General features: G+C 41.0%; 22 protein-coding genes and 2 pseudogenes. 10 read left to right on the top strand and 14 right to left on the bottom strand.

The genetic code is table 11. The features are described from left to right. Positions 1–43: 43 nt before the first annotated feature. Positions 44–826: an enoyl-CoA hydratase gene (locus ACFOZY_RS14115; RefSeq protein ID WP_378156625.1), complete on the bottom strand. Its 783-nt coding sequence runs from the start codon at positions 824–826 to the stop codon at positions 44–46. 378 nt (positions 827–1,204) lie between these two features. Here ACFOZY_RS14115 and tatC point away from each other — a divergent pair, with 378 nt between their 5' ends. Together tatC and tatA are read left to right on the top strand one after the other, a co-directional pair. Further along, the gene (gene tatC, locus ACFOZY_RS14120; RefSeq protein ID WP_378156627.1) at positions 1,205–1,954 is read left to right on the top strand and encodes a twin-arginine translocase subunit TatC; all 750 of its coding nucleotides are present in this window, start codon (positions 1,205–1,207) and stop codon (positions 1,952–1,954) included. A 33-nt stretch (positions 1,955–1,987) separates the two neighbouring features. Further along, a complete protein-coding gene (gene tatA / locus ACFOZY_RS14125) occupies positions 1,988–2,185 on the top strand; it encodes a twin-arginine translocase TatA/TatE family subunit (RefSeq protein ID WP_378156629.1) in 198 nt (65 codons plus the stop codon). Positions 2,186–2,215: 30 nt separating this feature from the next. Here the strand turns inward: tatA and ACFOZY_RS14130 are convergent, their stop codons facing one another. Further along, positions 2,216–3,718: a coproporphyrinogen III oxidase gene (locus ACFOZY_RS14130; RefSeq protein ID WP_378156631.1), complete on the bottom strand. Its 1,503-nt coding sequence runs from the start codon at positions 3,716–3,718 to the stop codon at positions 2,216–2,218. Between the two features lie 32 nt (positions 3,719–3,750). On the opposite strand from ACFOZY_RS14130, the gene ACFOZY_RS14135 reads away from it, so the two are divergent. Together ACFOZY_RS14135 and ACFOZY_RS14140 are read left to right on the top strand one after the other, a co-directional pair. Then, positions 3,751–5,046: a protoglobin domain-containing protein gene (locus ACFOZY_RS14135; protein ID WP_378156633.1), complete on the top strand. Its 1,296-nt coding sequence runs from the start codon at positions 3,751–3,753 to the stop codon at positions 5,044–5,046. A gap of 172 nt (positions 5,047–5,218) precedes the next feature. After that, positions 5,219–5,962: a YwaF family protein gene (locus tag ACFOZY_RS14140; protein WP_378156636.1), complete on the top strand. Its 744-nt coding sequence runs from the start codon at positions 5,219–5,221 to the stop codon at positions 5,960–5,962. A gap of 54 nt (positions 5,963–6,016) precedes the next feature. Here the strand turns inward: ACFOZY_RS14140 and ACFOZY_RS14145 are convergent, their stop codons facing one another. Continuing rightward, positions 6,017–6,421 (bottom strand): cell wall hydrolase, encoded by a 405-nt coding sequence (locus ACFOZY_RS14145; RefSeq protein ID WP_378156638.1) that lies wholly within the window; start codon positions 6,419–6,421, stop codon positions 6,017–6,019. A 366-nt stretch (positions 6,422–6,787) separates the two neighbouring features. On the opposite strand from ACFOZY_RS14145, the gene ACFOZY_RS14150 reads away from it, so the two are divergent. Then, positions 6,788–7,342, top strand: coding sequence for a hypothetical protein (locus tag ACFOZY_RS14150; protein WP_378156640.1), 555 nt, complete (start codon positions 6,788–6,790; stop codon positions 7,340–7,342). 89 nt (positions 7,343–7,431) lie between these two features. Here ACFOZY_RS14150 and ACFOZY_RS14155 read toward each other — a convergent pair whose 3' ends face one another. The 3 genes from ACFOZY_RS14155 to ACFOZY_RS14165 form a co-directional block, all read right to left on the bottom strand. Then, positions 7,432–7,776: a YlbF/YmcA family competence regulator gene (locus ACFOZY_RS14155; protein ID WP_378156642.1), complete on the bottom strand. Its 345-nt coding sequence runs from the start codon at positions 7,774–7,776 to the stop codon at positions 7,432–7,434. 19 nt (positions 7,777–7,795) lie between these two features. Next, positions 7,796–8,923, bottom strand: coding sequence for a DUF445 domain-containing protein (locus ACFOZY_RS14160; protein WP_378156644.1), 1,128 nt, complete (start codon positions 8,921–8,923; stop codon positions 7,796–7,798). 91 nt (positions 8,924–9,014) lie between these two features. Continuing rightward, positions 9,015–9,404, bottom strand: a complete 390-nt coding sequence (locus tag ACFOZY_RS14165) for a hypothetical protein (protein ID WP_378156646.1) — start codon at positions 9,402–9,404, stop codon at positions 9,015–9,017. Between the two features lie 76 nt (positions 9,405–9,480). Here ACFOZY_RS14165 and ACFOZY_RS14170 point away from each other — a divergent pair, with 76 nt between their 5' ends. Beyond that, positions 9,481–9,684 carry a YheE family protein gene (locus tag ACFOZY_RS14170; RefSeq protein ID WP_378156648.1) on the top strand — a complete coding sequence of 68 codons (204 nt, stop codon included), beginning with the start codon at positions 9,481–9,483 and terminating at the stop codon, positions 9,682–9,684. 221 nt (positions 9,685–9,905) lie between these two features. Here the strand turns inward: ACFOZY_RS14170 and tlp are convergent, their stop codons facing one another. The 6 genes and pseudogenes from tlp to chrA form a co-directional block, all read right to left on the bottom strand. After that, entirely contained in the window at positions 9,906–10,145 is a 240-nt protein-coding gene (tlp, locus tag ACFOZY_RS14175) for a small acid-soluble spore protein Tlp (RefSeq protein WP_378156650.1), read from the bottom strand. Positions 10,146–10,263: 118 nt separating this feature from the next. Then, positions 10,264–11,010, bottom strand: a pseudogene (locus ACFOZY_RS16095) (ABC transporter ATP-binding protein); the annotation flags it as partial. Between the two features lie 129 nt (positions 11,011–11,139). After that, positions 11,140–12,018, bottom strand: a pseudogene (locus tag ACFOZY_RS16100) (ABC transporter transmembrane domain-containing protein); the annotation flags it as partial. Positions 12,019–12,020: 2 nt separating this feature from the next. Further along, a complete protein-coding gene (locus tag ACFOZY_RS14185; protein ID WP_378156655.1) occupies positions 12,021–13,757 on the bottom strand; it encodes an ABC transporter ATP-binding protein in 1,737 nt (578 codons plus the stop codon). 403 nt (positions 13,758–14,160) lie between these two features. Further along, the gene (locus ACFOZY_RS14190; RefSeq protein ID WP_378156657.1) at positions 14,161–15,657 is read right to left on the bottom strand and encodes a UDP-N-acetylmuramoyl-L-alanyl-D-glutamate--2,6-diaminopimelate ligase; all 1,497 of its coding nucleotides are present in this window, start codon (positions 15,655–15,657) and stop codon (positions 14,161–14,163) included. A 186-nt stretch (positions 15,658–15,843) separates the two neighbouring features. Beyond that, positions 15,844–17,022 (bottom strand): chromate efflux transporter, encoded by a 1,179-nt coding sequence (gene chrA, locus ACFOZY_RS14195; protein ID WP_378156659.1) that lies wholly within the window; start codon positions 17,020–17,022, stop codon positions 15,844–15,846. A 237-nt stretch (positions 17,023–17,259) separates the two neighbouring features. Here chrA and ACFOZY_RS14200 point away from each other — a divergent pair, with 237 nt between their 5' ends. From ACFOZY_RS14200 to ACFOZY_RS14210, 3 genes are all read left to right on the top strand, one after another. After that, complete coding sequence (locus ACFOZY_RS14200) at positions 17,260–18,582, top strand: hemolysin family protein (protein ID WP_378156661.1); 1,323 nt, start codon at positions 17,260–17,262, stop codon at positions 18,580–18,582. A gap of 176 nt (positions 18,583–18,758) precedes the next feature. Then, positions 18,759–19,625 (top strand): cation diffusion facilitator family transporter, encoded by an 867-nt coding sequence (locus ACFOZY_RS14205; RefSeq protein ID WP_378156663.1) that lies wholly within the window; start codon positions 18,759–18,761, stop codon positions 19,623–19,625. A 25-nt stretch (positions 19,626–19,650) separates the two neighbouring features. Continuing rightward, positions 19,651–20,223 carry a hypothetical protein gene (locus tag ACFOZY_RS14210; RefSeq protein WP_378156666.1) on the top strand — a complete coding sequence of 191 codons (573 nt, stop codon included), beginning with the start codon at positions 19,651–19,653 and terminating at the stop codon, positions 20,221–20,223. A 45-nt stretch (positions 20,224–20,268) separates the two neighbouring features. Here ACFOZY_RS14210 and ACFOZY_RS14215 read toward each other — a convergent pair whose 3' ends face one another. After that, the gene (locus tag ACFOZY_RS14215) at positions 20,269–20,583 is read right to left on the bottom strand and encodes a hypothetical protein (protein WP_378156668.1); all 315 of its coding nucleotides are present in this window, start codon (positions 20,581–20,583) and stop codon (positions 20,269–20,271) included. Between the two features lie 327 nt (positions 20,584–20,910). Between ACFOZY_RS14215 and rsgA the strand changes: the two genes are divergently transcribed. Next, the gene (rsgA, locus tag ACFOZY_RS14220; RefSeq protein ID WP_378156821.1) at positions 20,911–21,984 is read left to right on the top strand and encodes a ribosome small subunit-dependent GTPase A; all 1,074 of its coding nucleotides are present in this window, start codon (positions 20,911–20,913) and stop codon (positions 21,982–21,984) included. A gap of 40 nt (positions 21,985–22,024) precedes the next feature. Here rsgA and ACFOZY_RS14225 read toward each other — a convergent pair whose 3' ends face one another. Then, entirely contained in the window at positions 22,025–23,752 is a 1,728-nt protein-coding gene (locus ACFOZY_RS14225; protein WP_378156670.1) for a phospho-sugar mutase, read from the bottom strand. Positions 23,753–24,150: the final 398 nt, after the last annotated feature.

Here is a 24,150-nt window from a genome sequence, read left to right on the forward strand (position 1 = left end):
TTATAAATAGCCCTATAAAGCATATGCTTCATAGGGCTACCCCTTACATTCCGGCAAACTGCGGCTTCCTCTTTTCAACAAATGCTTGAATTCCTTCAAGGTGATCAGCGGACTTGCGCATATTCGCTTGCGCTTCACTTTCCATCTCCAAAACCTTTTCAAGTTCATGTTCTTTTAGAGAATGCAGTATTTTTTTTGAAGCCAACATGGCTGACACTGGCGATTGAAGCACTCTTTCAGCAAAAGCATTGGCATAGTCCGATGCCTTCCCCTCTGCCGTTACTTCATCAATCAGTCCTTTTGCTAAGGCATCATGACCATTCAAGACTTTCCCGGACCAGATTAACTGTTTCGCTAATGGCACCCCAATCCGCTCCTTCAAGAAGAAATGACCTGCTCCATCCGGAACTAACCCGATTCCTATAAAATTCATAGCAAGTTTGCTGTTTTCTTCGGCAATGATATGATCACAGCCTAATGCCATACTGAATCCTAATCCGGCGGCGGCACCATGGACAGCGGCAATTGTCACTTGAGGGAGCGTATACAAGGCTTTGGCTATTCGCGATACATGCACCATAACCGCCTCAATATCCATTGGACTATCTGGATCAACCATTGCTTTAATATCTCCGCCTGCTGAAAATGCCCTACCTTCGCCCTGTATGATCAATACTTGTACCTCTTGATCCGTTTTCAAATCCTCCAGGCAATCGGCCAATTCCTTCATCATCATTTCATTCATTGAATTCATAGCAGCTGGACGATTTAGCTTAAGCTTAGCCAGTCTACCTTCTTTTTTTAATGTAATTGTTTCATATGACACTTTTCGCCACCCCTTTTAAATGAATAGTCATTCATACAAAATATTCGGCACCACTTCGAAAAATCCTTTTATTCCTTTACAATTTAGGAAATTCCCCAATGGAAACAATAATTAACTTTCAGGTTAAAGCACGATTTCTTTTCTAATGTACTGATCAGTTTCACCCATGTTTTAAGAAAGCTTTTAATATAGACATCGTTCAATAAAACACCTTTTATTCCCTATTTTTTGTTGAAAAATGTCAATGAATTGACGCAAATTTCAATGCATGTTCATTGCCATTTATATTATAGGGTGTATACTTAGATGGAAAATTACATTATACTAAGCTTCGTGTCTTTAGACATGAATCATGGAGATGATAGGTGGTCTTCAATAATGGAAAAAGAACAGGATTACACGCTTGTCGAGCATTTAACAGAACTTCGAAAGCGTCTCATTACGATCGTCCTGACGTTTGTCCTGTCTTTAGGAGTGGGATTTTGGCTTGCACCAAAGACTTTAGCATTCATAAAATCACAGCCAACGGCTCAACATGTTGAATGGAACGTTTTTGGATATACTGACGGTTTACTGATCTATTTGAAATGTGCACTATTATTAGCTATCCTGATTACATTACCCATTGCCATGCAACAATTATGGCTATTTGTCAGACCTGGCCTAACTGAAAAAGAATCAAAGGGAGCATCCATGTTCATCCCCTTCGCATTTTTCTTGTTTTTGGCCGGTATCAGCTTCAGCTATTTTCTTATATTCCCATTGATGTTAAACTTCATGTCGAATATCAATGAGTCAATCGGCGCGACCGAAACATACGGAATGAGTCAGTATTTTACCTTTATGTTTAATTTGATCATTCCTATAGGGATTGTGTTTGAACTTCCAGTTGTTATTCTTTTCTTAACACGACTTGGAATTGTTACTCCAGACAGGCTTCGGAAAATGCGAAAAATCGCTTATTTTGTGTTAGTTGTCGTTGGTGTTACTATAACGCCACCGGATTTCGTTTCAGATTTCCTGATCATTATTCCATTGCTGCTTCTATTTGAGATAAGTATTGCACTTTCAGCATGGTCGCTTAAACGGATGAAAGCGAGAGAACAAGCGGAGCAAGAAGCATCCTAACCTCGCAAAACTACTTTTAGGAGGAATTTCTATATGTCTAGTATCGGTGTACCCGGGTTAATCATTATTTTGGTCCTTGCCTTAATCATTTTTGGTCCTTCAAAACTACCTCAATTAGGTAAGGCTGTTGGACAAACGTTGAGAGAATTCAAAAACGGCACGAAAGATATCATGGATGACGTTACTGATGAATTCAAATTAGAAGATAGTAATGAAAAGAAAACTAAATAATAGTAAAAGGCAGCCAATTGGCTGCCTTTTTCATTTCACTATAGGCTGAGGAAAGATTCGCTCTAAATGCTCAATCTTCTTGTTGATGGATTCTTCATAGGTCAGGATATATGCAGCTGGATCCTTTGGATTGTAGAACTGTTCAATTTTCCCGGTATTCCGGTCAATGAACTTACTTGATGCCCCACAACCAATTCCAATGATCGTCTGCAATTCCTCCATCATGAGGATATTATAAATACTCTCTTCCTCCGGTTTGGAATAACCCACGTTCTCCAAATTACCTAATATGTTTTTTTGGCGATATAAATAATAAGGTACATATCCATTTTCCTCTGTCCATTGTCGAGCCATTTCCATCATCGCTTCTGCAGTTCCCCGATCAGCTACCTGATACTTTTTCTTATTACGTGACATTTCGGAAGCTCGTTTAAATGATAGAGTATGAACCGTTAAAGACTCAGGCTGCATCTTTTGAGTTTCATCTAAGGAATGCTTGAATTCTTCGATTCCTTCATTCGGCAAGCCGATGATCAAGTCCATATTGATATTGGTCATCCCCATTTCACGGGAAAGCCAGAACTTATCAATCGTTTCTTGGACCGTATGATGACGCCCAATTGCTTTTAGTGTTTCATCCGTATAGGACTGTGGATTTACACTGATCCGGTCTATTTTCCACTTTTTTAGAACTTCTAATTTCTCTGGTGTAATTGTATCCGGCCGACCTGCTTCAACTGTCACTTCCCTGATTTTCTCTAAGTTCGGGAAGGATTCAGACATTGTCTGATACAGAGCATCCATTTCATGCGCCTCTATTGAAGTAGGCGTCCCCCCACCGTAATAGACGGAGGTAATCGTTAAATTCCGTTCTTTCATCCATTTCCCCATAACTCGAATTTCTTCGTGCAGACCATCAAGGAATGATTCCACCCTACCGTTTTTACGATGGATCGCAAACGCAGGGAACGTACAATACGCACATTTTGTCGGACAGAAAGGGATGCCAATATATACACTTACTTCATTTCCGATTGAATCCAAGTCTGGGATTGCCTTTAGCTGCCTGTCCGCAATTGTACCCATAAGGTCGGTTTTTTCGTCAGAGATTCGATATTCGGAAAATAATCTTTCCTTAATCGCTTCATGTTCAAGCCCTTCCCGCCGATATTTATGATAGAGCTTTGTGGGCCTGACCCCAGTTAGAATGCCCCACGACTGTGTAATGCCCGTCACTTTTTCAAGTACCTCGAGCATTGCATGAGAGAATACGCGTTTTTTCGTTTTGTTCCACTCTTTTTCGGAACTTGCAAAAACCGTTTCATTCACACTTGCGGCTGAATACATTTTGCCACCTACACAAAGTTCCACTTCAGCAGTAATTCTACTCTCCGACTCATTTAGCCGGAAATCCATTTCAATTTCTGCTTCCTCTTCTTTGTAATGGGATTCTTCAAAAAAGAGATTGAAGAGGTGGAGAATCATCTGCGACCAGTCTTGAGGGACTGGGGTATTCAATTTGATAGATTTCATTTATAAACCAACTTTCTGAAGGAGTTAAGACATTGACCTTATTTACGAAACGAAAACAACAAACAAAACACTCTTTAACAGAAGCGGCAAAGGAGCAGCTTCCCTTCGTCAGCATTTCTAAAGACTTGCCAGCAGACATTACAACATGTCTTTCAATGATTGACTTAACTGAACAAGATCTTGCCATTTTGAAAACTATGCAAGAACCGCTCCATCAAAATGTCCATACCATTGTAGCAAACTTCTACCTGAACTTGGAGAAGGAAAATACGCTTCAAGAAATCATAGGTGACCACAGCAGTGTAGAACGGCTACGCGTTACATTGACCCGTCATATATCGGAAATGTTTGATGGAACAATTGATCAGGCGTTCGTTGAAAAAAGACGCCGAATTGCAGTCATTCACGCAAGGATCGGTCTCGTTCCAAAATGGTATTTAAGTGCTTTCCAAGATTTGCTGAACAGTTTTTTCGAGATTGTCCAACAAACAAATTATCACCCTTCTGAACAGTTGACAATACTTAAATCGCTTTCTAAAATGCTTAACTTCGAACAGCAGTTGGTACTAACGATATACGAAGAGAAAAACGAAGAGGCACTTCTTGAGGAGAATGAACGCAAGTCCATATTAATGGATCGTTTACGCCACAGTTCTGTTAACTTGGAGGAAATAATCAGCCGCTCTTCCCATGACTTAAACAAAATGCAGGATTTTATCGGGACAGTCGAATCATTATCTCAAGAAAATCTTGCTCTTGCGGATGAGATGGCAAGCAAATCACTGGTTGAATTGGAACGCCTCAATGAAACCGAGTTAAAAAGTAACGAATTGAAACAAAAGATGGGCAGTATCCATCAAAATGTAACAGATCTTCATAAGTTGAATGAACAGATTACAGCGATTGCTCAAATTGTCACTCAGATTGCGAACCAGACAAACTTACTTGCTTTGAATGCCTCCATTGAAGCCGCTCGGGCAGGAGAACACGGAAAAGGCTTTGCAGTTGTTGCTGACGAGGTCCGGAAGCTTGCCGAACACACAAAATCATCACTTAGTGAAGTTGAAACCATATTAGCGGAAACAGACTCAAAAACTGCAGCTATCGCATCCAATGTACAGGATTTGCAACAGTTGACAGATGATGAACGAAGTCAGATTGTCGCTTCCGGCCACTCATTCTCCTCCATTGTTAAAGCGATGGAAGAATTAAAAGAACGAAATGGTTCCTTAGCTGATAGTATTTTAAACGTTTCGGAACGCTTGAACTCAATCTATGCGAGCTCAGAGCAAATATCCGAATCAGCCAAGTCATTAGCGTCAATGTAATTGAAGAACACCTTTTTACGCATAGACAGTCCATTCTTTTAACAATGGGCTGTCTATGTTTTTTTTATAAGTACACCAGTATTCATACTAGTCTAACAAAAATCTATTACGTCAACTGTATAATCCTCCGAAAATTGTACACCTTATACTTTAAGGAAAGTGTAGGTGTCAAATGGTGTTTTTTGGTCCAAACAATGAATTTTCGGCTTTTTACTTGTTTTCAATCAGCCATGTAGTGGTCTTATTACTCTTCGTGACGATTACTTTCATACTCTTCCACTACCGAAGCAAGATAAATCAAGAACAATTAAGAAAGTACGAAATAGGATTGGCTATGACTTTAATAATTTCTGAAGTCACCAACCAATTTTGGATGATCCATAGCGGGATCTGGATCGTTGGCCGCTCATTGCCATTAGAATTATGTAATATCGGTCTCATTCTAAGTATTTTTTTGTTGCTGACGAGGAAACAAGCAATTTTTGAATTATTATTTTTCATTGCCGTTTTTGGCGCAACACAAGCGATATTTACTCCTGCTTTAACCTATGGCTTTCCCCACTTTAGATTCTTCCATTTCTTCTACACGCATATGGTGATTGTCTGGGTTGCGCTATATTTCATGTGGGTCAGAGGTTATAAGCTGACATTCCATTCCGTCATCAAACTACTACTTTTCATTAATATTCTTTTACCGATAATTTTGTATGTAAATGATCGAAATAACGGCAACTATTGGTTTTTACGTCATAAACCCGATACCCCAAGTCTTTTCGACTTAATGGGGCCATATCCATGGTACATTTTTACGTTGGAGGGTTTATTAGTCGTAGGTACTCTTTTAGCTTGGTTCATCATAAGATCCAAAAATCATTTCAAAAACCAAAAACAACATATATCGATTGACCCAAAATAAGCACTGCGGAAAAAGCAGTGCTTATTTTAGTTAGGTTTTATTTGGATCACTGGCCTAACCGAGATACACACTATCGCATGTTCCAGCAATCGGTTCATAGAAGCAATGGTCTTTATATTGACCTGTAAAAGGTTGATTGTACCAGGTAGAAGGACATGGCGCATAAGGATTAAAATACCATAAGGAATATTTTGCTGGATGAACTCTCCAATTTTCCAAAACCCTTCTTGCTAATTTTCTTTCATTTTCCCTTGCAGGTGAATAAAACAAATTCCCTTTTTGAACAGCTTCAAAAGAATAATTTCCTCCCTGCACCTGATAAATAACGTCTTCAATGGTTCTGACATCTTTAAAGTCTAAACAATCTGCCACGGCACGGTTAACAATGACATTACCAACATATAACATGCCCTGGTTACCTTCACCTTCAGCTTCCGCCCTCATCATTCTTGCAATCAAGTCAACGTCAGCATTCCGATACTTTACTCTTGGCATTTTATCCCCCCAAATATATAGTATGAAAATATTCAAATGCTGTGCCTAATTTGCAGCAGCATACACCATATCAACAATTTCAAATCCCTTAATACTCTAAAGGATTACATTCCTTATTGATTGAAGCAAAAATAGTAAGGAATTTAATGAATTTTTGTAACTTCCGTTAAATCATAATCGACTTAAAGGAAGGGAGCTGATGTTATACAAAGATATTTGAAACTTTTTATCGTAAGTGGACTTGTATTAGTTGGGTGTAATCATAATAGAACAAATGATACACCTTTAGTCTTTGAGGAAAGCAGTGAAGATTTTCCGACTACCAATGAAATGACAAATAGCATGGAACAGAATGTTGTACAATATTTAGCTGAATATGATGAAGGTCTTACTGACCAGGATTCTCAAATGGCTTATGAAATGTGTGCGAGAGCGCTGACTGACTATTATAAAGCCGTCTGGAACGGCTCTGATATTGAATTGTACACATTCATCGAGAGCGATAATCTTAAACAATACATGCAAAAGAAAATACAATCCCAATACGACTTGCACGCCAACTCTAATGATCCAGTACAAAATGTTGAGGTTGTAGACTGGGAGGTGGAGTTTGCGGATGAGGAGGAAGGAAATTATCTCTACTTACTATTGCCAGCACACGTTCACAAGAATGGTGGTGGATTTGGTGAGCCTACTGAGTTTCTTGTGCAGAATAAAAACCGCAAGTTAGTCATCGTGGATTGGTATATGGGGGCAAAGGATAGTTATGATTTCTTTGTGCGTGGAGAAAATCTAAAAATTAACAATCCTGCTATTTGGGATGATCGAGAATTTGTAAAAAGGATCAAACAGAAACAGAGGGAATTTTCAGGCTCAACTCGATAGTATAATATTTTGTTCCCGCCTATATAATTTCCACTAAAATAGACATCCAATTAAGTTAATTGGATGTCTACAATAATGACTAATAGCAATTACATTCCTGTATATAGATCTTGGACCGGCTTCATCAAGATCCGGTTGATTTCTTCAATAATTTTGCTTAAATTCATCTCTGCTTGAAGCATGGCAGCAATTTTCGGGTTTTGCTGAGCTAACTGTGCAGTCTTTTGCGCATATTCCAGCTCCTCGCCGGAAATCTGTTTACCCTGCATTTGTTGTTCTTGAAGTGATAATTGGATTTTCCTGAAATTCTGGAAAATGGCTAAAGCCTCCGGATCCTTCTTCACTTCCCCGATTGCTTGCTGGACAGCTGCAAATTCCGGAGTCTTTCGAAATGATACTTCTAACCGATTAATGTCATCGTATATGTTCACCATGTCACTCTCTCCTTTTCAATTATCCGAGGAACAAAGCAATGATTCCTTGGACAATCCCGATTAATCCTCCAAGTAATGCCCCCAGGACTGTAATCATTTTAAATTCCCTTTTTGAAATACCGAGCACCAATTCTTCCAGACGGGCAACGGGGAATGAATCGACCTGTTCTTTGACCATCTCTTCAATCTTCAGTCTTCGCAATGCCTCTTCGAGCTTCTCTTCTGCTTTTTGGAAGGCCATCTCCGTCACTATAGGAATCAGATGTTCATTCGTCCACGCAGGGCCAGCTGGCCAGTAATGAATCAGCGGCTGATTTAAGCGTTCCGATATATTCAATTCTCGTGTCGTATAATCCTTTACCGCTTGGAGGGCTGGTTCAAAATCGAAATCACCGATTAAGTCATCCACTGGCCGGTCCTTCAATTTTTCCCATTCCTTCACAACTAATGAATTGATGAGCTCAAATGTTCCTGGAGAATGTAAAAACTTCTTGATTTCATTTTGTGCTTTATCCACGAGTGTTTGTGATTCACCGAAGAACATATGAATCATATTTCCGAGGGTACCTTTACTTTCGAGAAAATCATCGATCAACCGCTTAATAACCATTCGCCCTTCAAAAGAATCGAAGAACGCCTCCCCCCGCTCTAACACGTAACGTGTTATTTGGGGAATCTTCTGGTCAGCCTGTTCTTGCCACTCAATCGGTGTCAATTCGCGAATGCTCTTTTCAGCCAGCCTGCTCCTTAACGTTGCAAACTGCTGATCTATGATCCCACTTAGCTTCTCTTCAGCTTTTTGATCGAGTTGCTGGACACCAGCCATCTCGACCCAATCCGACAATGTCTTATTTTGTCCAAACACAGTCCGATCAATTGCCGTTTGAATATAACCTCTTATTTTTTCAAGCATATCGGGTGTAAATAGCTTTTTGCGGAAAGTTTCAGGTGTCAGCAAATGCTCTACGACCGTCCTGCCAAACTGCTTTGCCAATTCATCCCGTCTTTTTGGAATTAACCCCGGTGTAAAAGGTACTCTCCAAGAACCGATATATTTCACACCATGTGGCCTGAACAGCATCTTAATCGCCAAATGGTTTGTTAAACCTCCGATCAGTGCACCCACAACGGCCATAAATAGAATCAATATAAAAGAATTCAAAAGCCTCACCTTTCCACATTTTCACTTTCCTCATTATAACAGAGAGTCGAAAATGATAGAAATAGTGAGACCTTTACTATAAAGCGTTATACATAGTCGAAAAACGGATGGCATGTTCCAATTCATCCTGCATAGCGATGAATAGTGGATTATAAGCTTGTTGAATTGGGATTGTCAACAACATTTCTTTATATGTATCGACTGCATCCAGTTCATCGACGATCGATCGCTTTGCAGCATCTTTTAGATTATAGGCGGGTACTGGTTTCTTAGGATTTTGTACAAAGCTTCCTGTCATCATATAATAGAGTTGCTGGAACATTTCATAATGGCTTTTCTCATCTTCTAAAGCATGTTTGATAAACGACTGCCAATAGGGATCGTTCGTTAATTGGAGCATGCTTTTGTAGAAATAATAAGCCCGATATTCATCTTCAATGGCCTGTTTCAGATTTTCGACAAACAACTGAGCACTCCTTCGGCGGTTTTATATATGAATATGCGAAGGAAGAGGCTCCTATGAGTACAAGGGGGACGACGGAATGCTTCATCACTTCAGTTTCAAGCCAATGTATGAAAATAAACAATTACCTGGCTGGACATTTTCTTTCTATTATAAACAACAGCCATTTAGCGGCGAGTATCAAAAGGATGGGTCTATCACGTGGACTGGACCTACGCCACCTAATGAAGACGAACTCAAGAAGATGATCCATGAATTAATGCTGTTTCATGTGTACGATTGATGAAAATAAAAAAGCACCTCCAATTGTTAAATGTGTCTAACAATTGGGGTGCAGTTCAACTTAGAATAGCTCCACATTATCATTACATCTCAAAAGAATCCTCTAATTAATAGATATCAACGATTTTTGACTATATCAACGATTTTACAGCTATATCAACGATTGCATTCAAATTCCCTCTATTTAAAAAAGACCGCCCCCTCAAAGGACAGTCTCGCTGATTAAAATTGATAACCATCTTGACGTGCTGCGGATTCGTCTTTAATTTCCTCACGCATACCTTCAATAGCTTCACGACGGCGTTCGTTCTTATTTTGGATATCCTGCTGGTCTTTTTCATTTGATAACTTCATCGTTTCTTCAGCTTCATGGATATTTCCAATAGTATTCTGAACCGCATCTTGCAATTTCTCTACGTTGTCCGAACGGTCATCCGGCTTTGGATTGTTTTTGTATGTCATACTCTAACCTCCTCTTTTAACGTACTTCACCATTAGATTGCTGAATTCCGGTAAAACTATACGTTTAAAATGAAAGTAGAATTAGAGCAAACAAAAAGGGAGGAAATCCTCCCTTTTATTAACTCACTTGCGATTTAGACTTTCCCGATTGTAAACGATACATCTGTTCATAGATGCCTCCTGTAGCAAGCAACTCATCATGATTGCCAGCCTCAACGATTTTCCCACGGTCAAGCACCAAGATTTTATCCGCATTTTTAATCGTGGATAGTCTATGTGCGATGATGAAAGTCGTCCGCCCTTTTTTCAATACATCCATCGCATGCTGGATGATTTCTTCCGTTTCTGAATCGATATTGGATGTAGCCTCATCCAAAATTAGAATGGCCGGGTCGAATGCTAATGCACGGGCGAATGAAATGAGCTGACGCTGCCCGGAGGACAATGTGCTCCCCTTTTCAATGACAGGTTCATCCAGTCCTTTTGAAAGGTTCTTCAGGACTCTGTCCCCACCGACCGCTTCCAACGCTTTTTCGACAATTTCCCGGGAAATACGCGGGTCTCCTAAGCTTACGTTCGATTCGATGGTTCCCGTAAACAAGTAAGGATCTTGCAGGACAATACCCATATGGTCACGTACTGTCTGACGTGATAGATCATTGATGTTTTGACCATCAATACTAATGGCACCCTTTGTCACATCATAGAACCTGAAAAGTAAGTTCATGATAGAACTCTTACCGGACCCAGTATGACCGACTAAAGCGATTGTCTCACCTTGCTTCGCTTCAAAGTTGATGTCTTTCAATACATACTCTTCTTCCTTATAAGCAAACCATACATTTTCAAAGCGGACATTTCCGCGGTATCGTGCAACCTTATCGTCACTTACAGGCTCGCCCGGCTGATCCAACAGGTCAAATACCCTTTCTGCCGCAACCAATGCCCTTTCCAACTTAGAAAGTTGGTTAACGATTCCGGAAACCGGATTGAACATCCGCTGAATGTAATCGACAAATGCATAAAGAGCACCTACGGACACCACTTCAATTCCAGATAAAAATGACCCACCAAAATAGGCGATGAACAACACGAATGTAATGGAGCGTAACACACCAACAAGGTTTCCAGACGTATACGCGTCCAGTTTAAGCAACTTGTTTTGGTAATTGTAATGTTTCCCATTCAGTTGCTCGAATTCATCATCCATCTGTTTCTCGCGGCGGAATGCCTGAATGATCGTCATCCCTGTAATGGATTCATTGATCATGGCATTCATTTCGCTATTTTTCTCACGGATGACATGATTGTATTTCGATGCATACTTTCTGTAACCAATCACCCACACTATTAGGATTGGAACGATGAATAATGCGATCGCACCCATAGTTGGATCCAATAAGAATAACGCTACGTAAATACCTGTAATATACATCGCACTAGTCGCAAATTGAGATAATACCGTTACATACAGTTCTCGAATTGCTTCTGTGTCATTTGTAATTCTTGCAACGACCTTTCCAGCCGGCAAATTATCAAAATAACGGATGGGCAGCGTTTGAATATGCCCATATACATCGTTCCGCATTTTTTGGATGATCCGGTTTGATGCTTTTTGTAGCAATAAGTATTCAGTGTAGCGGAATATCGCTGTAACGATTGCCAAACCGAAGAATATCGCTAATAGTGCAGCAATAGGGCCGAATTGTATATCTGTGCCTTCTGCACCAACGATATGGTTGTCGATGATTTTCTTGGCTACAAATGGTCCTGCTAAGTCAGCTCCGACAGCAATCGCTAACATTCCTAAACCTGTGAATAATAATTTCTTATATTGAAGGGCATAGCCCACTAAACGTTTTCCTGTACCCATGATTACACCTCCTCGATCTGCTGGCGGTCATATTGCTCTTTGTACCAGCCTTTCCGCTTCAGCAGCATCTCATGTGTACCTTCTTCAACAACTTTCCCGTCATCGAATACAATTATCCAGTCTGCATGTTGGATTGCGGATAGACGGTGAGTTGTAATAATGGTTGTTTTCCCTTTACGTTCGTTCTGGATATTCTCAATGATTTTAGATTCCGTCTTCGCATCAACCGCAGACAGAGAATCATCCAAAATTAGAATTTCAGGGTTTTTAATTAACGCACGTGCTATTGAAATACGTTGTTTTTGCCCTCCGGATAATGAAACGCCCTTTTCTCCGACCAGTGTTTCCAGACCTAACGGAAGCATTTCTAAATCCTTTTGGAAGTGGGATAGGCGGATTGCATCAGCAATGTCTTCATCTGTAGCATCCGGTGCCCCGAACAATATATTTTCTCTTACTGTTCTCGAAAACAATACATGGTCCTGTGGAACATATCCGATCCAGTTCCGTACCTGATCTTTCGTTTGCTCGGTTATGGACACATTCGTAAATGTGATGTCTCCCTCACCAGCAGGATATTCACGGAGTAGCTGTTTGACGAAAGTCGTCTTTCCGCTTCCCGTCTTTCCGACAATCCCTAACGTTTGCCCACGTCCTAAGTGGACATTTACATCGTCCAAGTTAATGGATTGAGACTGAGGGTATTGGAATCGGACATCCCTAAATTCGATTGAATCCGGTTGGCTAACGACAACGGGTTTGGATGGATCTTTTACATCCTCTTCGTAGTTCAACGTTTCCATGACACGATCCAAAGAAGCATTTCCTCGTTGCATGACATTAATGAGTTCTCCAATAGCAAACATCGGCCAGACAATCATCCCTAAATAGACATTGAATGATACCAGTTCACCAACAGTCATTTCATGTTGCGACACTAAGTACGCTCCATATCCGAGACCAATCATATAACTTAGGCCTGTTAACACTTTCGTGATCGGGTTGAACAGGGCATCGATTTTTTCAACTTCCATGTTCTTCTTATACACGTCTTCCGTCATGTCATCGAACTGACGTTCAGATGGACGTTCCTGTACGTAGGCACGGATTACACGGACTCCTTCAACTGCTTCTAACACACGGTCATTCAAATCACCGAATGCATCTTGTGCACTCATATACCGTTCGTGGATCCGTTTTCCTAAGATTTGCATAATAATGGCCAAAATCGGCAGTGGAAGCAATGCAGCAAGAGTCAATTTCCACGACACTAAGAATCCCATCGTAAGTAAGATTGTCAACATATACAGTGTCGAATCGATAAGCGTCAGAATTCCAAAGCCTGCCGTTTCCGATACAGCGCGCAAATCATTTGTCGAACGCGCCATCAGGTCGCCCGTCCGGTTTCGTTCGTAGAATGACGGCGTCATCCGTAGGAAGTGCTTCATCAATCTTCCTCGAAGTTTCTTTTCGATTACATATGCCCCACCGAACAACTGGTATTGCCATATATACGTAATGATGTAGTTCACAACTAATGTTACAGTCAAGATCCCGATGAACGTCCATAATAGTTCACGGGTCAAAGTCCCTTGAGCAATTGAGTCAATTGATGCCCCAACCAGCCATGGAGGTATGACTTCGAATACATTCGCTACCATTAATAGGGCAACAGCGATTGTATACCTTTTCCAATTCTCTGCAAAAAACCATTTTAATTTAAATAAAACCGAAAACATAAACGATTACCTTCTTTCTCTCTCTCTTTTTTTGGGATTTCACTATCCGCCTTCAAGCGATTCCTTGATTAATAGTTGCTTTTGCTGATTCATCATCTTCAGCACTCCTTTTTATGTTTTTTTATATGTGAAAGAGTTTCCTCCGGACACCAAATTTTGGAAATAAAAGAACACAAAAAAGCACACGCTCCTTTTGGGATGCGCGTGCTCCGAAAAGGTACGGAAAAATACCGTACCAAAGTATGCAATAAATTAGTTCAAGCCTAATGGTAGGTATGGAAATATAAAATTGTCACTTACAGTGATTAGTTCTTTTTTCATTACAATTTGTTTCAACATGTTCCATACCTCCTTTTCATAATTTTTGTAATATATAAAGCCTACCAAAACAGTTTTTATAAAGTCAACACTTTTCTAAAAATAATTTGTTTTTCGACAGATAGGAATTATTTTCACTTACCCTTTGACTTACATTTTCCTCATTTTGCAGAAATTGAATAAGCTGAATATCCGACTCTGCTGCATATACATATCGGTCTTTGTAAAGCTCATGACCCTTTCCTGTAATAATAAGCCAATCCCCTTCTTGCAACTGTTCCCATGCTGTTTGCACCGCAATCGTTCGATCCGGAATGACCAGAGTTTCCTCGTACTTATTCAGCTCTGTTAAAACTTTTTCCATCGCTTCTGGAGATACTTTATTTAAATCGTCAAAAGTAAGAATAGAACGGTCACTATATTTCACAGAAACTTCCACCATGTATTCTCTCTTTTCCGGATCTCGATTACCTCTAAACCCGAAGACATGGAAAATACGTTTCGCTCCCATTTCTCTTGCCGTTTGTAGTATATGCTCAAATGCTCCTGCGGTATGAGCATAATCCACTACGACAACAGCCTGTTTTGGATGATCGAATAGTTCAAATCTGCCCGGAACGTTCTTGAAGTTTGAAAGTGCTTCCTCTGCTGCTTCTTTCGAAATTCCTAATTCACATACTGCCGCAAATGCCATGCCCGCATTTTCGATATTATGGCGACCGAACATTCCTGTCTTTAGACGGTACAGATCCAAATAACTGTCGCTTGCCGTCTGTATTTCGTATTTGCCTATATAGTAGTCAGGGTTTACTCCGTCGACACGGACCACTTTTCTGCCAAGGCTTCGAACATGTTCTACCAGCTTTTCTCCCCATGTATCGGAGGATAAGATGATAGCTATTCCCTCTTCCTTCAACTGATTAAATAGGGATGCCTTAATATTGAAGTAGTTATCCATTGTCTTATGGTAATCCAGATGTTCCTGATCCAGGTTTGTAAACAAGCACATATCAAATTCAAGTCCAGCAATCCGATGCTGGGCAATCCCATGAGACGATACTTCCATAATGACTACATCATCTTGGCTATGTTCCATTTGCTTGTTGAATTCCAGAGCATCAGGTGTTGTATTGGCAGGTGCTGGCGTGATTTCACCGTTGACAATGGTATAGACACTCCCAAAAAGAGCACACTTCAATCCGCTTTGTTCCAAAATGTGCCGAATCATAAACGAAGTAGTCGTCTTTCCATTCGTTCCTGTAACGCCAATTACAATTTTCCCTCTTGTAGGATTGCCGTAAAATTCACTTGCTAAGGCCGAAAGCGCCAGTCTGCTGTTGTTGACCTGATAATATGGGATTCTCTCTTCAACCATTTCTTTCTCGCCAATTATGGCAGTCGCTCCTAATCGGACGGCATCATCTATAAATTCATGGCCATCTTTTTCATAACCGGTAATGGCAACAAATAGAGAGTCTTCACATGCCGTTGAAGAATTTGTACATAATGTTTTTATTTCAATTTGTTCATGTGCCGGGTGTGGTTGTATCCCGATCGCTTTGAGCAAGGATAGTAAATTCATAAAACAAACTCCTTATCGTCCATGTAAGTTGCATAAAATGCGATATTCCCTTTTACCCGACCTATAATCTCAACAAACTGCGGTGAATGTCCTATTTTCCATCCATTTCTCTGTAAAATTCCCTGTTTCAAACGAATTATCCATTAAAAAAGTCTTCCAACTTCAAAACGAAGAGGAAGACCTGATTTATATTAAATAATGAACTGCTGCGCCAAGGACTGCGGTTATGACAACGACGATCCAAGGAGCTAATTTGTAATATGAAAGTAATCCAAAAGCGATCAATGCGATGATGAAATCATAATGATCTTGAATAGCACTTACAAAAACCGGATCATACAATGCGGCAAGCAATATTCCGACTACTGCAGCATTAACACCTTTAAGTGAAGCCTGCACTGCTGATTTTGTTCGGATAACAGACCAAAACGGCAAAGTTCCAATGACCAGTAAAAATGACGGTAGGAACATGGCGATCGTGGCAATGATTGCTCCTGGAACATCGGCCATGATTTGCCCTAAGTAACTGGCAAGAGTAAATAGCGGTCCTGGTACCGCTTGCGCCGCTCCGTATCCTGTGATGAAAGCATCCGCACTCATCCAGCCAGAAGGGACAACTTCCCGTTCCAACATAGGAAGTACGACATGTCCTCCACCGAAAACAATCGATCCGATCCGGTAAAAAATATCAAAGATCGAATATAAGGTGGAACTGAAGAAAGGACGGAATAAAGGCGTAAGAACCAAAAGTGCAAAAAATAGAATCCAAGCTACAATCCCGGCCCTTTTTCCGATTTTTATCGGAATATGTATAGAATCAGGCGTTTTGTCTTTTTTATACATGAAGTAGCCGATGATTCCTGAACCGACAATGATGAAGATTTGACCTAAAGCGGTCGGTATAAGCAAAGTTAGAGCAGCTGCCAAGAAAGCGATCGTTATTCTCGGGCGATCAGGGGTCAATGACTTCCCCATGCCAAGCAGTGCGTGTGCTACGACTGCTACGGCAACGATTTTAAGACCTGAAAGCCAACCACTGTCAAACGAACCTACTGTCGTAATCAGCCATGCAAATCCCATGAGCAGAAGTACGGATGGTAGAGTAAAGCCAATCCAGGAAAGTATGCCTCCTAAGAGTCCCCCTCGGAGCAATCCGATTGCAATTCCGACTTGTGAACTCGCCGGACCGGGCAAGAATTGGCAAAGGGCGACTAAATCTGCATATAATTTATCATCCAGCCATTTTCTTTTGTTCACATATTCCTCACGGAAGTATCCTAAATGTGCAGTAGGACCACCAAAAGAAGTGAGCCCTAATTTAGTGGAAGCCGTAATTATTTCTTTGTATTTCTTACTATTTTCCAAGCATCTTTCACCTTCCTAAAAATGATTATTCGTATATGTATCATACACATATTTCACTGTCCATCGAAAGGTTCTATAGGGATTCTTTACATGGAGTTTACATTTGATATTCCACTATGGATAATTTATCATTATGTTAAATAACTATTTTATCGCCACAGGAGGTGTACACTTTGTTTCAACCCTCATTCGGGTTAGGAGCAAAGGGATTATTTGGACTTAGCCATACCCATACGATTGACAGCATTTGCTGTCTTAATCGCGCTCACTGCATTCTTTGTTGCCAGTGAATTTGCAATTGTTAAAGTTAGAACCACAAGGATCGACCAGTTAGTTGCCGAAGGAAATAGACGAGCTATAACAGCCAAAAAAGTCGTTTCCAATCTGGATGAATATCTTTCTGCCTGCCAGCTTGGTATAACGATTACCGCATTAGGATTAGGTTGGTTGGGTGAATCGACCATTGAAAAGATATTACATCCGTTGTTCGTTTACTTTGATTTACCAGAATCGGTAAACACCATTCTTTCTTTTATCATTGCATTTTCACTTGTAACATTCCTACATGTAGTTGTCGGAGAATTAACCCCCAAGACGTTTGCCATTCAAAAAGCGGAGGCCATTACATTGGCAGTAGCTAAACCGCTCGTAATCTTCGATAAGATCATGTATCCGGTTATCCATGGGATGAATGGATCTGCCCGCTTCTTAGCCTCAAGGGTATTCGGATTGGAAACAGTTTCTGAATCTGAAGTTGCCCACTCTGAAGAAGAATTACGGATGATTTTATCGGACAGTCTTAAAGGCGGGGAAATTAACCAGGCAGAGTACAAATATGTGAATAAAATTTTTGAATTCGACGATCGGATCGCTAAAGAAATCATGGTGCCTCGTACCGAAATGATGACGATCGAAAAAGATATGACTCTTCATGAAGTCTTTGAAGTGATGGGTGTTGAACAATATACACGATACCCTGTAACGGATGGAGACAAGGACCATATTATAGGACTTGTAAACATGAAGCATCTCTTAACTGCGTACATTAAAGATCTTGATAACGGAAATCGCCCTGTCTCTGATTACGTTCAACCTATTATCCGAGTCATTGAGACGATTCCTGTAGGGGACCTCTTATTGAAGTTCCAAAGGGAGCGGATCCACATGGCGGTTATAATGGATGAATACGGTGGAACTTCAGGTTTACTCACAATCGAGGACATCATTGAGGAAATCGTTGGTGATATCCAAGATGAGTTTGATATTGATGAAGTACCTGAAATCCAGAAAATCGGAGAAGGTCACTATATATTTGATGCAAAAATGCTGATTGATAATGTTAACGATACGTTAGGTATTGAGATTGATGAAGAAGACATTGATACAATTGGCGGTTGGTTCATGACAAAACGGTTCGATGCAGTTAAAGGCGAAAAAATAATTGAACAAGGCTTTGAATTTATGGTTAAAGATATGGAAGGCCATCACATACTCTATTTGGAAGTCGTTAAAATTCCAGAAGAGGAAATTGAATATATAGAGGAACAGCCTGCACTATAATATAATCAGATTGCAGGTTCCCTTTAGAATTTATAGAACGGAAAAGAATCTGCTCGCATTCTGCGGGCAAGCGACCCACTCACTCCACTCATTAGGAGATGTTAACCGCTTGCTGTCCCGCTGGATTTTTGCAGATTCTTTTCTTTTCTCACGCAACAGAGCGGAGGTTTCAAAGTATGGAACTATACTCGAATTTAAAAGAAGGCGAAAAGGGAGCATGGCTCAGCATCATCACCTACTTATTGTTGAGTGCTGTAAAATTATCCGTTGGGATTATCGGTTCATCTGAAGCCTTGAAAGCCGATGGACTAAATAATACGACAGATATCATTGCGTCCGTGGCAGTACTGATCGGACTCCGCATTTCTCAAAAACCGCCTGACCAGAATCATCATTATGGACACTTGCGTGCTGAAACGATCGCTTCTCTAATCGCCTCATTCGTCATGGCAGTTGTAGGAATCCAAGTTTTAATAAATGCTGTTCAAAATATCGGTGAAGGCCGTACCGTTGAACCCTCCATTCTGACAGGAGTAGTTGCTGCCGGAAGTGCGTTAGTGATGTATGTTGTATATCGTTATAACTTACGGCTGGCAAAACGGATTAAAAGTTCTGCTGTTCGGGCTGCTGCCTTCGATAACCGATCTGATGCTTTAGTTAGTTTTGGCACAGCCATCGGAATTACTGGTGCGATTTTCGGGTTTCCGATTATCGATTCCATTACCGCTCTACTGATAGGGGTACTCATTATTTATACTGCTGCAGGGATTTTTAAGGAGGCTGTCTATACGCTGTCAGATGGTTTCAGCATCGATGAAGTCGAGACATTATCCCACCTCGTACAGAATGTTGAAGGGGTCATCCTGCTAAAAGATATTAAAGGAAGAACCCACGGGAATATGGTGTTTATCGATTTGACTGTTACAGTAGACCCAGCTTTAAATGTGTTCCAAAGTCACAGGATAACAGAGGAAATAGAAAGAAAAATTTCCAAAGCGAAACCTTTTTCAACGGTGCTCGTACATATAGAACCGCACCTTTAATTTATAGAGAACAAGGGGGATTCTAATGCAGGGAATCTATGATCAAAAAAAGGGGATTATTCTTTCACTCGCCGTTATTTCTTTAATAATGGCATTCATTGCACCAGCGGCTATTTTCTATCCTTTAAAAGCAGGATTCATTACACTTCGAAATGATGGTATCGGTACATCTGCTTGGTCTATCTTGACCGGTGGGGCGGGCCTGATTTTACTTTCGCTTTTATTTATAGTCATGGCTTTTGTAAAAAAGCCAGTTTTAAAATGGGTTTTAGCGATCGTGCTATTTGTTTTTTCAACGGCTGGAATCTTATTATCACTTCGTGATTATTACTATATCACTAAAGATGAATTCGTAATGAGCGGCCCTTTTACTTTAGCTGCAACGGATTATGCGTGGTCTGATTTCTCGAAGTTCGAGGAGGAAGCTCGAAACGTTAATGGCACAGTTACAATTGATAAGGTGATCTTCACAACGAAATCCGGTGAACTATTAGAATTTCAGGGTGGCCAAATGGTGAAAAGTACAATGAAAGAAACTGCCAAAACCCGGATCCAAGCAGCCGGTGGTGAAATAGTTCGAACCTTCATAGAAGAGTAAATTGAAAAGAGTGAGGCGATTTGCGCCCCACTCTTTTTTTGTCGATCAGTTAGATGAATCAGAACCGTCTTCCGTAGTGTCCGTGGAGTCATCTTTTGTATCAGTGCCGGATGAATCATCCGTATTCGTGTCCGTTGAATCTTCCGTATCAGTTTCTGTTGAATCTTCTGTATCTGTTTCTGTTGAATCATCTGTATCGACATTTACGTCGGTATCTTCACCTTCATCTTCAACCGGAACTTCTTCTTCCGGCTGATCGACATCTACATCTACGTCATCATCTGGATCTTCTCCGCATCCTGCTAATAATCCGGCTGCTAAAAGAGCAGAAGCACCTAATTTCCAGTATTTTAAATTCATATACATTACCTCCTAAAGGTTTATCTATGTGTTTATTACCCATTGAGGATTTAGACAAACTTTTTTTATTTCTTTTGCCCATTGACGGAGATTGAACGGGGTGATATGTTAATATCAACTAAGAAAAGAGAGGTGAGGCATTATGGCAAACAAACAGCAGATTTCAATTGTAAAAATGCGGATTGGAAAGTCTATGTGCCTTCACCACACGTGTCTTCACTTTTAGTCAAGACAGGTCTCTTCTGTTGTGCGTGAGAAAACCGTGACTGCCGATCCGCAGCACGGTTTTTTATATGCATAAAACAGGAGGATTTAACTTTGACAAACATGAATGAATTTGGCTGGAATGAAAATTGGAGCACCAAATGGGATGAACTCCAAACGAACGATAAATTTGAAAACTGTATCCCTGGACGGGTGATATTAGAACATAAACATATGTACCGTGTCATAACCGAATCAGGTGAATGGTTGGCAACTTGCTCAGGTGCTTTCCAGCACGCCGCGGCTGAACGCCGGGATTATCCGGCTGTCGGGGACTGGGTAGCCATTGAGAAGATGGCAGGAGAAGATAAAGGGATTATTCATTCCATATTGCCTCGTACTTCCCTCTTTTCCAGGAAAGTAGCAGGTACTACAACAGCAGAACAAATTGTTGCCGTAAATGTTGACATTATATTTTTAGTGACGTCTCTTAATCAGGATTTCAATGTGCGAAGGCTTGAACGATACTTGCTGGCTGCTTATGACTCAGGTGCGAGCCCGGTTATTGTATTAACGAAGAAAGACGTCTGTGAAGATCCGCTCCCTTACATTGAAGAAGCCGAAAGCATTGCATTTGGCGTTCCGATTTATGCCGTCAGCAGTGTAACGGGGGAAGGAATTGACGACCTTCAAAAAATGCTCACAGGTGGAAAAACAGCGGCCTTGCTTGGTTCTTCCGGTGTTGGAAAATCATCATTGACCAATGCGTTATCAGGAATCGAGGTAATGGCTGTTCAGAACATCCGTGAAGATGATGCCAAAGGGCGCCATACGACAACTCATCGGGAACTGATCAAACTGCCATTTGGCGGACTTATGATCGACACACCTGGGATGAGGGAATTCCAGCTGTGGGACAATAGTGAAAGTCTTGACGTCGGATTTAAGGATGTTGACGAAATCGCCGACCGTTGCCGGTTCAGAGACTGTGAACATGGAAATGAGCCAGGCTGTGCAGTCCAACAGGCTTTGGCAGATGGTACATTGGCAGAAGACCGCTATAACAGCTACTTAAAGCTGAAGAAAGAATTAGCGTTCATCGAGCGAAAAACGGATGCTGCCGCCCAACGTGCTGAACGGAACAAATGGAAACAGTTAACGAAGGAAGCAAAAAAGCGTCCAGTTAAAAAAAGATAAGAAAAGGGTCCCAGCTCTATTGAGCGGGACCTTTTTTGTATTAAAATAGTTTTTCCATTTTATCTGTGAAGTCTTCTTTTAAACGATATAATTTTTCTTCACTTTCTCCATCAGTCGAACCTTTAACACTGAAATAGTATTTAATCTTTGGTTCCGTACCGCTTGGTCGGACACAAACCCATGATCCGTCAGTTAGGAAATACTTTATAACATTTGATTTCGGAAGTTTAAGTGTTTCAGCCGAACGACCATTTGTATAGCTCCGCTCTTGCTTCGAATAATCTTCTTGTGTCTCGACACTGATTCCACCGATTTCCTTTAATGGTTCTTGCCGGAGTTTTTCTAAGGAACCTTTTATAGCTGCTGCCCCTGCTACCCCTTTTTTTGTAACAGATACTAACCCTTCACGATACCAGCCGTGTTGTTCGTATAACTCATGAAGAACGTCCACTAATGTTTTACCCGCTGTTTTGTAGAAGGCCGCCGCTTCCACAATAGCCAAAACCGATTGTATTGCATCTTTGTCCCGCGCAAAATCTTTGATCAAATAGCCATAGCTTTCCTCGTAACCAAAGAGGAATTGGTATTCGCCCGTCTCTTCGTATTGCTTAATCTTTTCTCCTATGAATTTGAACCCTGTGAGAACATCTTCTGTCGATGCTCCATGATATTCAGCGATTACTTTACCAAGGTCCGAAGTGACAATTGTCTTAAACACACGACCGTTAGATGGCATGTCCCCACGTTCTTTTCGCTGTGTCAGTAAATATTCGAGTAGGATTGCACCCGTTTGGTTACCTGACAGTAAGCGGTAGTCACCATCATGTAGAACAGCTACACCTACTCGGTCCCCATCTGGATCCGCCGCCACTAACAATTCTGCTCCAGATTCTTTCCCTTGTCTGATTGCATACTCAAAAGCAGAAGCCTCTTCCGGGTTGGGGGAAGAAACAGTCGGGAATTCTCCATCTGGCTTCATTTGCTCTTCAACATATTGGATGTGATCATAGGCGATTTCTTTAAACAGGCGCCTTATCGTATCGCCTGAAGCACCATGGAGCGGTGTGAAGATTGCCTTCAAGTCGGTAGATGCCAATAAGTCAGAATGACATTGAACTGTTTTTAAAGCTGTTAAGTATGCCTGATCCAAGTTTTCTCCGATTGTGACGATCATTCCTGAATCACGCAACGATTTTTCATCGCCTTCTTTCAGGGATAATTCGTCCCCTGCGTCATTCACATAGCGGATGACTGCATCAGCATCTTCCAAATTGAGCTGTGCTCCATCTTCCCCATATACTTTATATCCATTGTATTCCGGCGGGTTATGGCTCGCTGTTACTACAATTCCCATGTATGCACTTAGCTGTCGGATAGTGAATGAAAGCTGTGGCGTTGTCCGGGGGCCATCGTATATATAAGCTTTCACACCATTAGCAGCAAAAGTTTTCGCTGCTTCCAACGCAAACTCCGGCGAATTTCGGCGGCTATCATGTGCTATGACAATCCCGCGTTCCATCGCTTCCTTTCCAGCTTCACGAACATAATCCGCCACACCTTTTGAAGCCTTCCGCACTGTATATGTATTCATCCGGTTCGTACCTGCACCGATTTCTCCGCGCATTCCACCAGTACCGAACTCAAGATTTTTATAAAAAGCATCTTCTGCCCGTTTTTCATCTGCCATAAGAAGCTGTAAATCCTCTTTCCATTGCTTCTCCAGGCCATCAAATGCCTGCCATTTTTTTAATGAATCCAAATAGCTCATTCAAACGCCTCCTCATGCCATCATTTTACCAACATTGAGATGCTTTTCCTACTTAAAATGCACTGCTAAGCTCTTTCTTGATGGGAAAACAAACTGATTTTTATTTTGTTGTAGACTTGGAGTCCTTTGTTGTATACTTCCACACCATTGTTGTAGACTTCGAAGTTTTAGTTGTACACTTCTCCCGAATCGTTGTACACTTCCACGCTTTGGTTGTAAATCAACAACTTCTGAGAATGGGAGCGGAATTTGCACAGTTTACTTCATGTTGCACACTGCGAACGCTTTGTTGTACACTTCCTCAACATTGTTGTAGACTTCGAAGTTTTAGTTGTACACTTCTCCCGAATTGTTGTACACTTCCACACGTTTGTTGTAAACCGACAACTTGTTAGGAA

It is taken from the genome of Chungangia koreensis (genome assembly GCF_042651785.1).
Classification (GTDB): domain Bacteria; phylum Bacillota; class Bacilli; order Bacillales_A; family Planococcaceae; genus Chungangia; species Chungangia koreensis.

Coding starts and splice junctions, on each gene's coding strand:
- tatC (WP_378156627.1), top strand. CDS start 1,205: ATGGAAAAAGAACAGGATTACACGCTTGTCGAGCATTTAACAGAACTT.
- tatA (WP_378156629.1), top strand. CDS start 1,988: ATGTCTAGTATCGGTGTACCCGGGTTAATCATTATTTTGGTCCTTGCC.
- ACFOZY_RS14130 (WP_378156631.1), bottom strand. CDS start 3,718: ATGAAATCTATCAAATTGAATACCCCAGTCCCTCAAGACTGGTCGCAG.
- ACFOZY_RS14140 (WP_378156636.1), top strand. CDS start 5,219: ATGGTGTTTTTTGGTCCAAACAATGAATTTTCGGCTTTTTACTTGTTT.
- ACFOZY_RS14150 (WP_378156640.1), top strand. CDS start 6,788: ATGACAAATAGCATGGAACAGAATGTTGTACAATATTTAGCTGAATAT.
- ACFOZY_RS14155 (WP_378156642.1), bottom strand. CDS start 7,776: ATGGTGAACATATACGATGACATTAATCGGTTAGAAGTATCATTTCGA.
- ACFOZY_RS14170 (WP_378156648.1), top strand. CDS start 9,481: ATGCTTCATCACTTCAGTTTCAAGCCAATGTATGAAAATAAACAATTA.
- tlp (WP_378156650.1), bottom strand. CDS start 10,145: ATGACATACAAAAACAATCCAAAGCCGGATGACCGTTCGGACAACGTA.
- ACFOZY_RS14185 (WP_378156655.1), bottom strand. CDS start 13,757: ATGTTTTCGGTTTTATTTAAATTAAAATGGTTTTTTGCAGAGAATTGG.
- ACFOZY_RS14190 (WP_378156657.1), bottom strand. CDS start 15,657: ATGAATTTACTATCCTTGCTCAAAGCGATCGGGATACAACCACACCCG.
- ACFOZY_RS14205 (WP_378156663.1), top strand. CDS start 18,759: ATGGAACTATACTCGAATTTAAAAGAAGGCGAAAAGGGAGCATGGCTC.
- ACFOZY_RS14210 (WP_378156666.1), top strand. CDS start 19,651: ATGCAGGGAATCTATGATCAAAAAAAGGGGATTATTCTTTCACTCGCC.
- ACFOZY_RS14215 (WP_378156668.1), bottom strand. CDS start 20,583: ATGAATTTAAAATACTGGAAATTAGGTGCTTCTGCTCTTTTAGCAGCC.
- rsgA (WP_378156821.1), top strand. CDS start 20,911: ATGAATGAATTTGGCTGGAATGAAAATTGGAGCACCAAATGGGATGAA.
- ACFOZY_RS14225 (WP_378156670.1), bottom strand. CDS start 23,752: ATGAGCTATTTGGATTCATTAAAAAAATGGCAGGCATTTGATGGCCTG.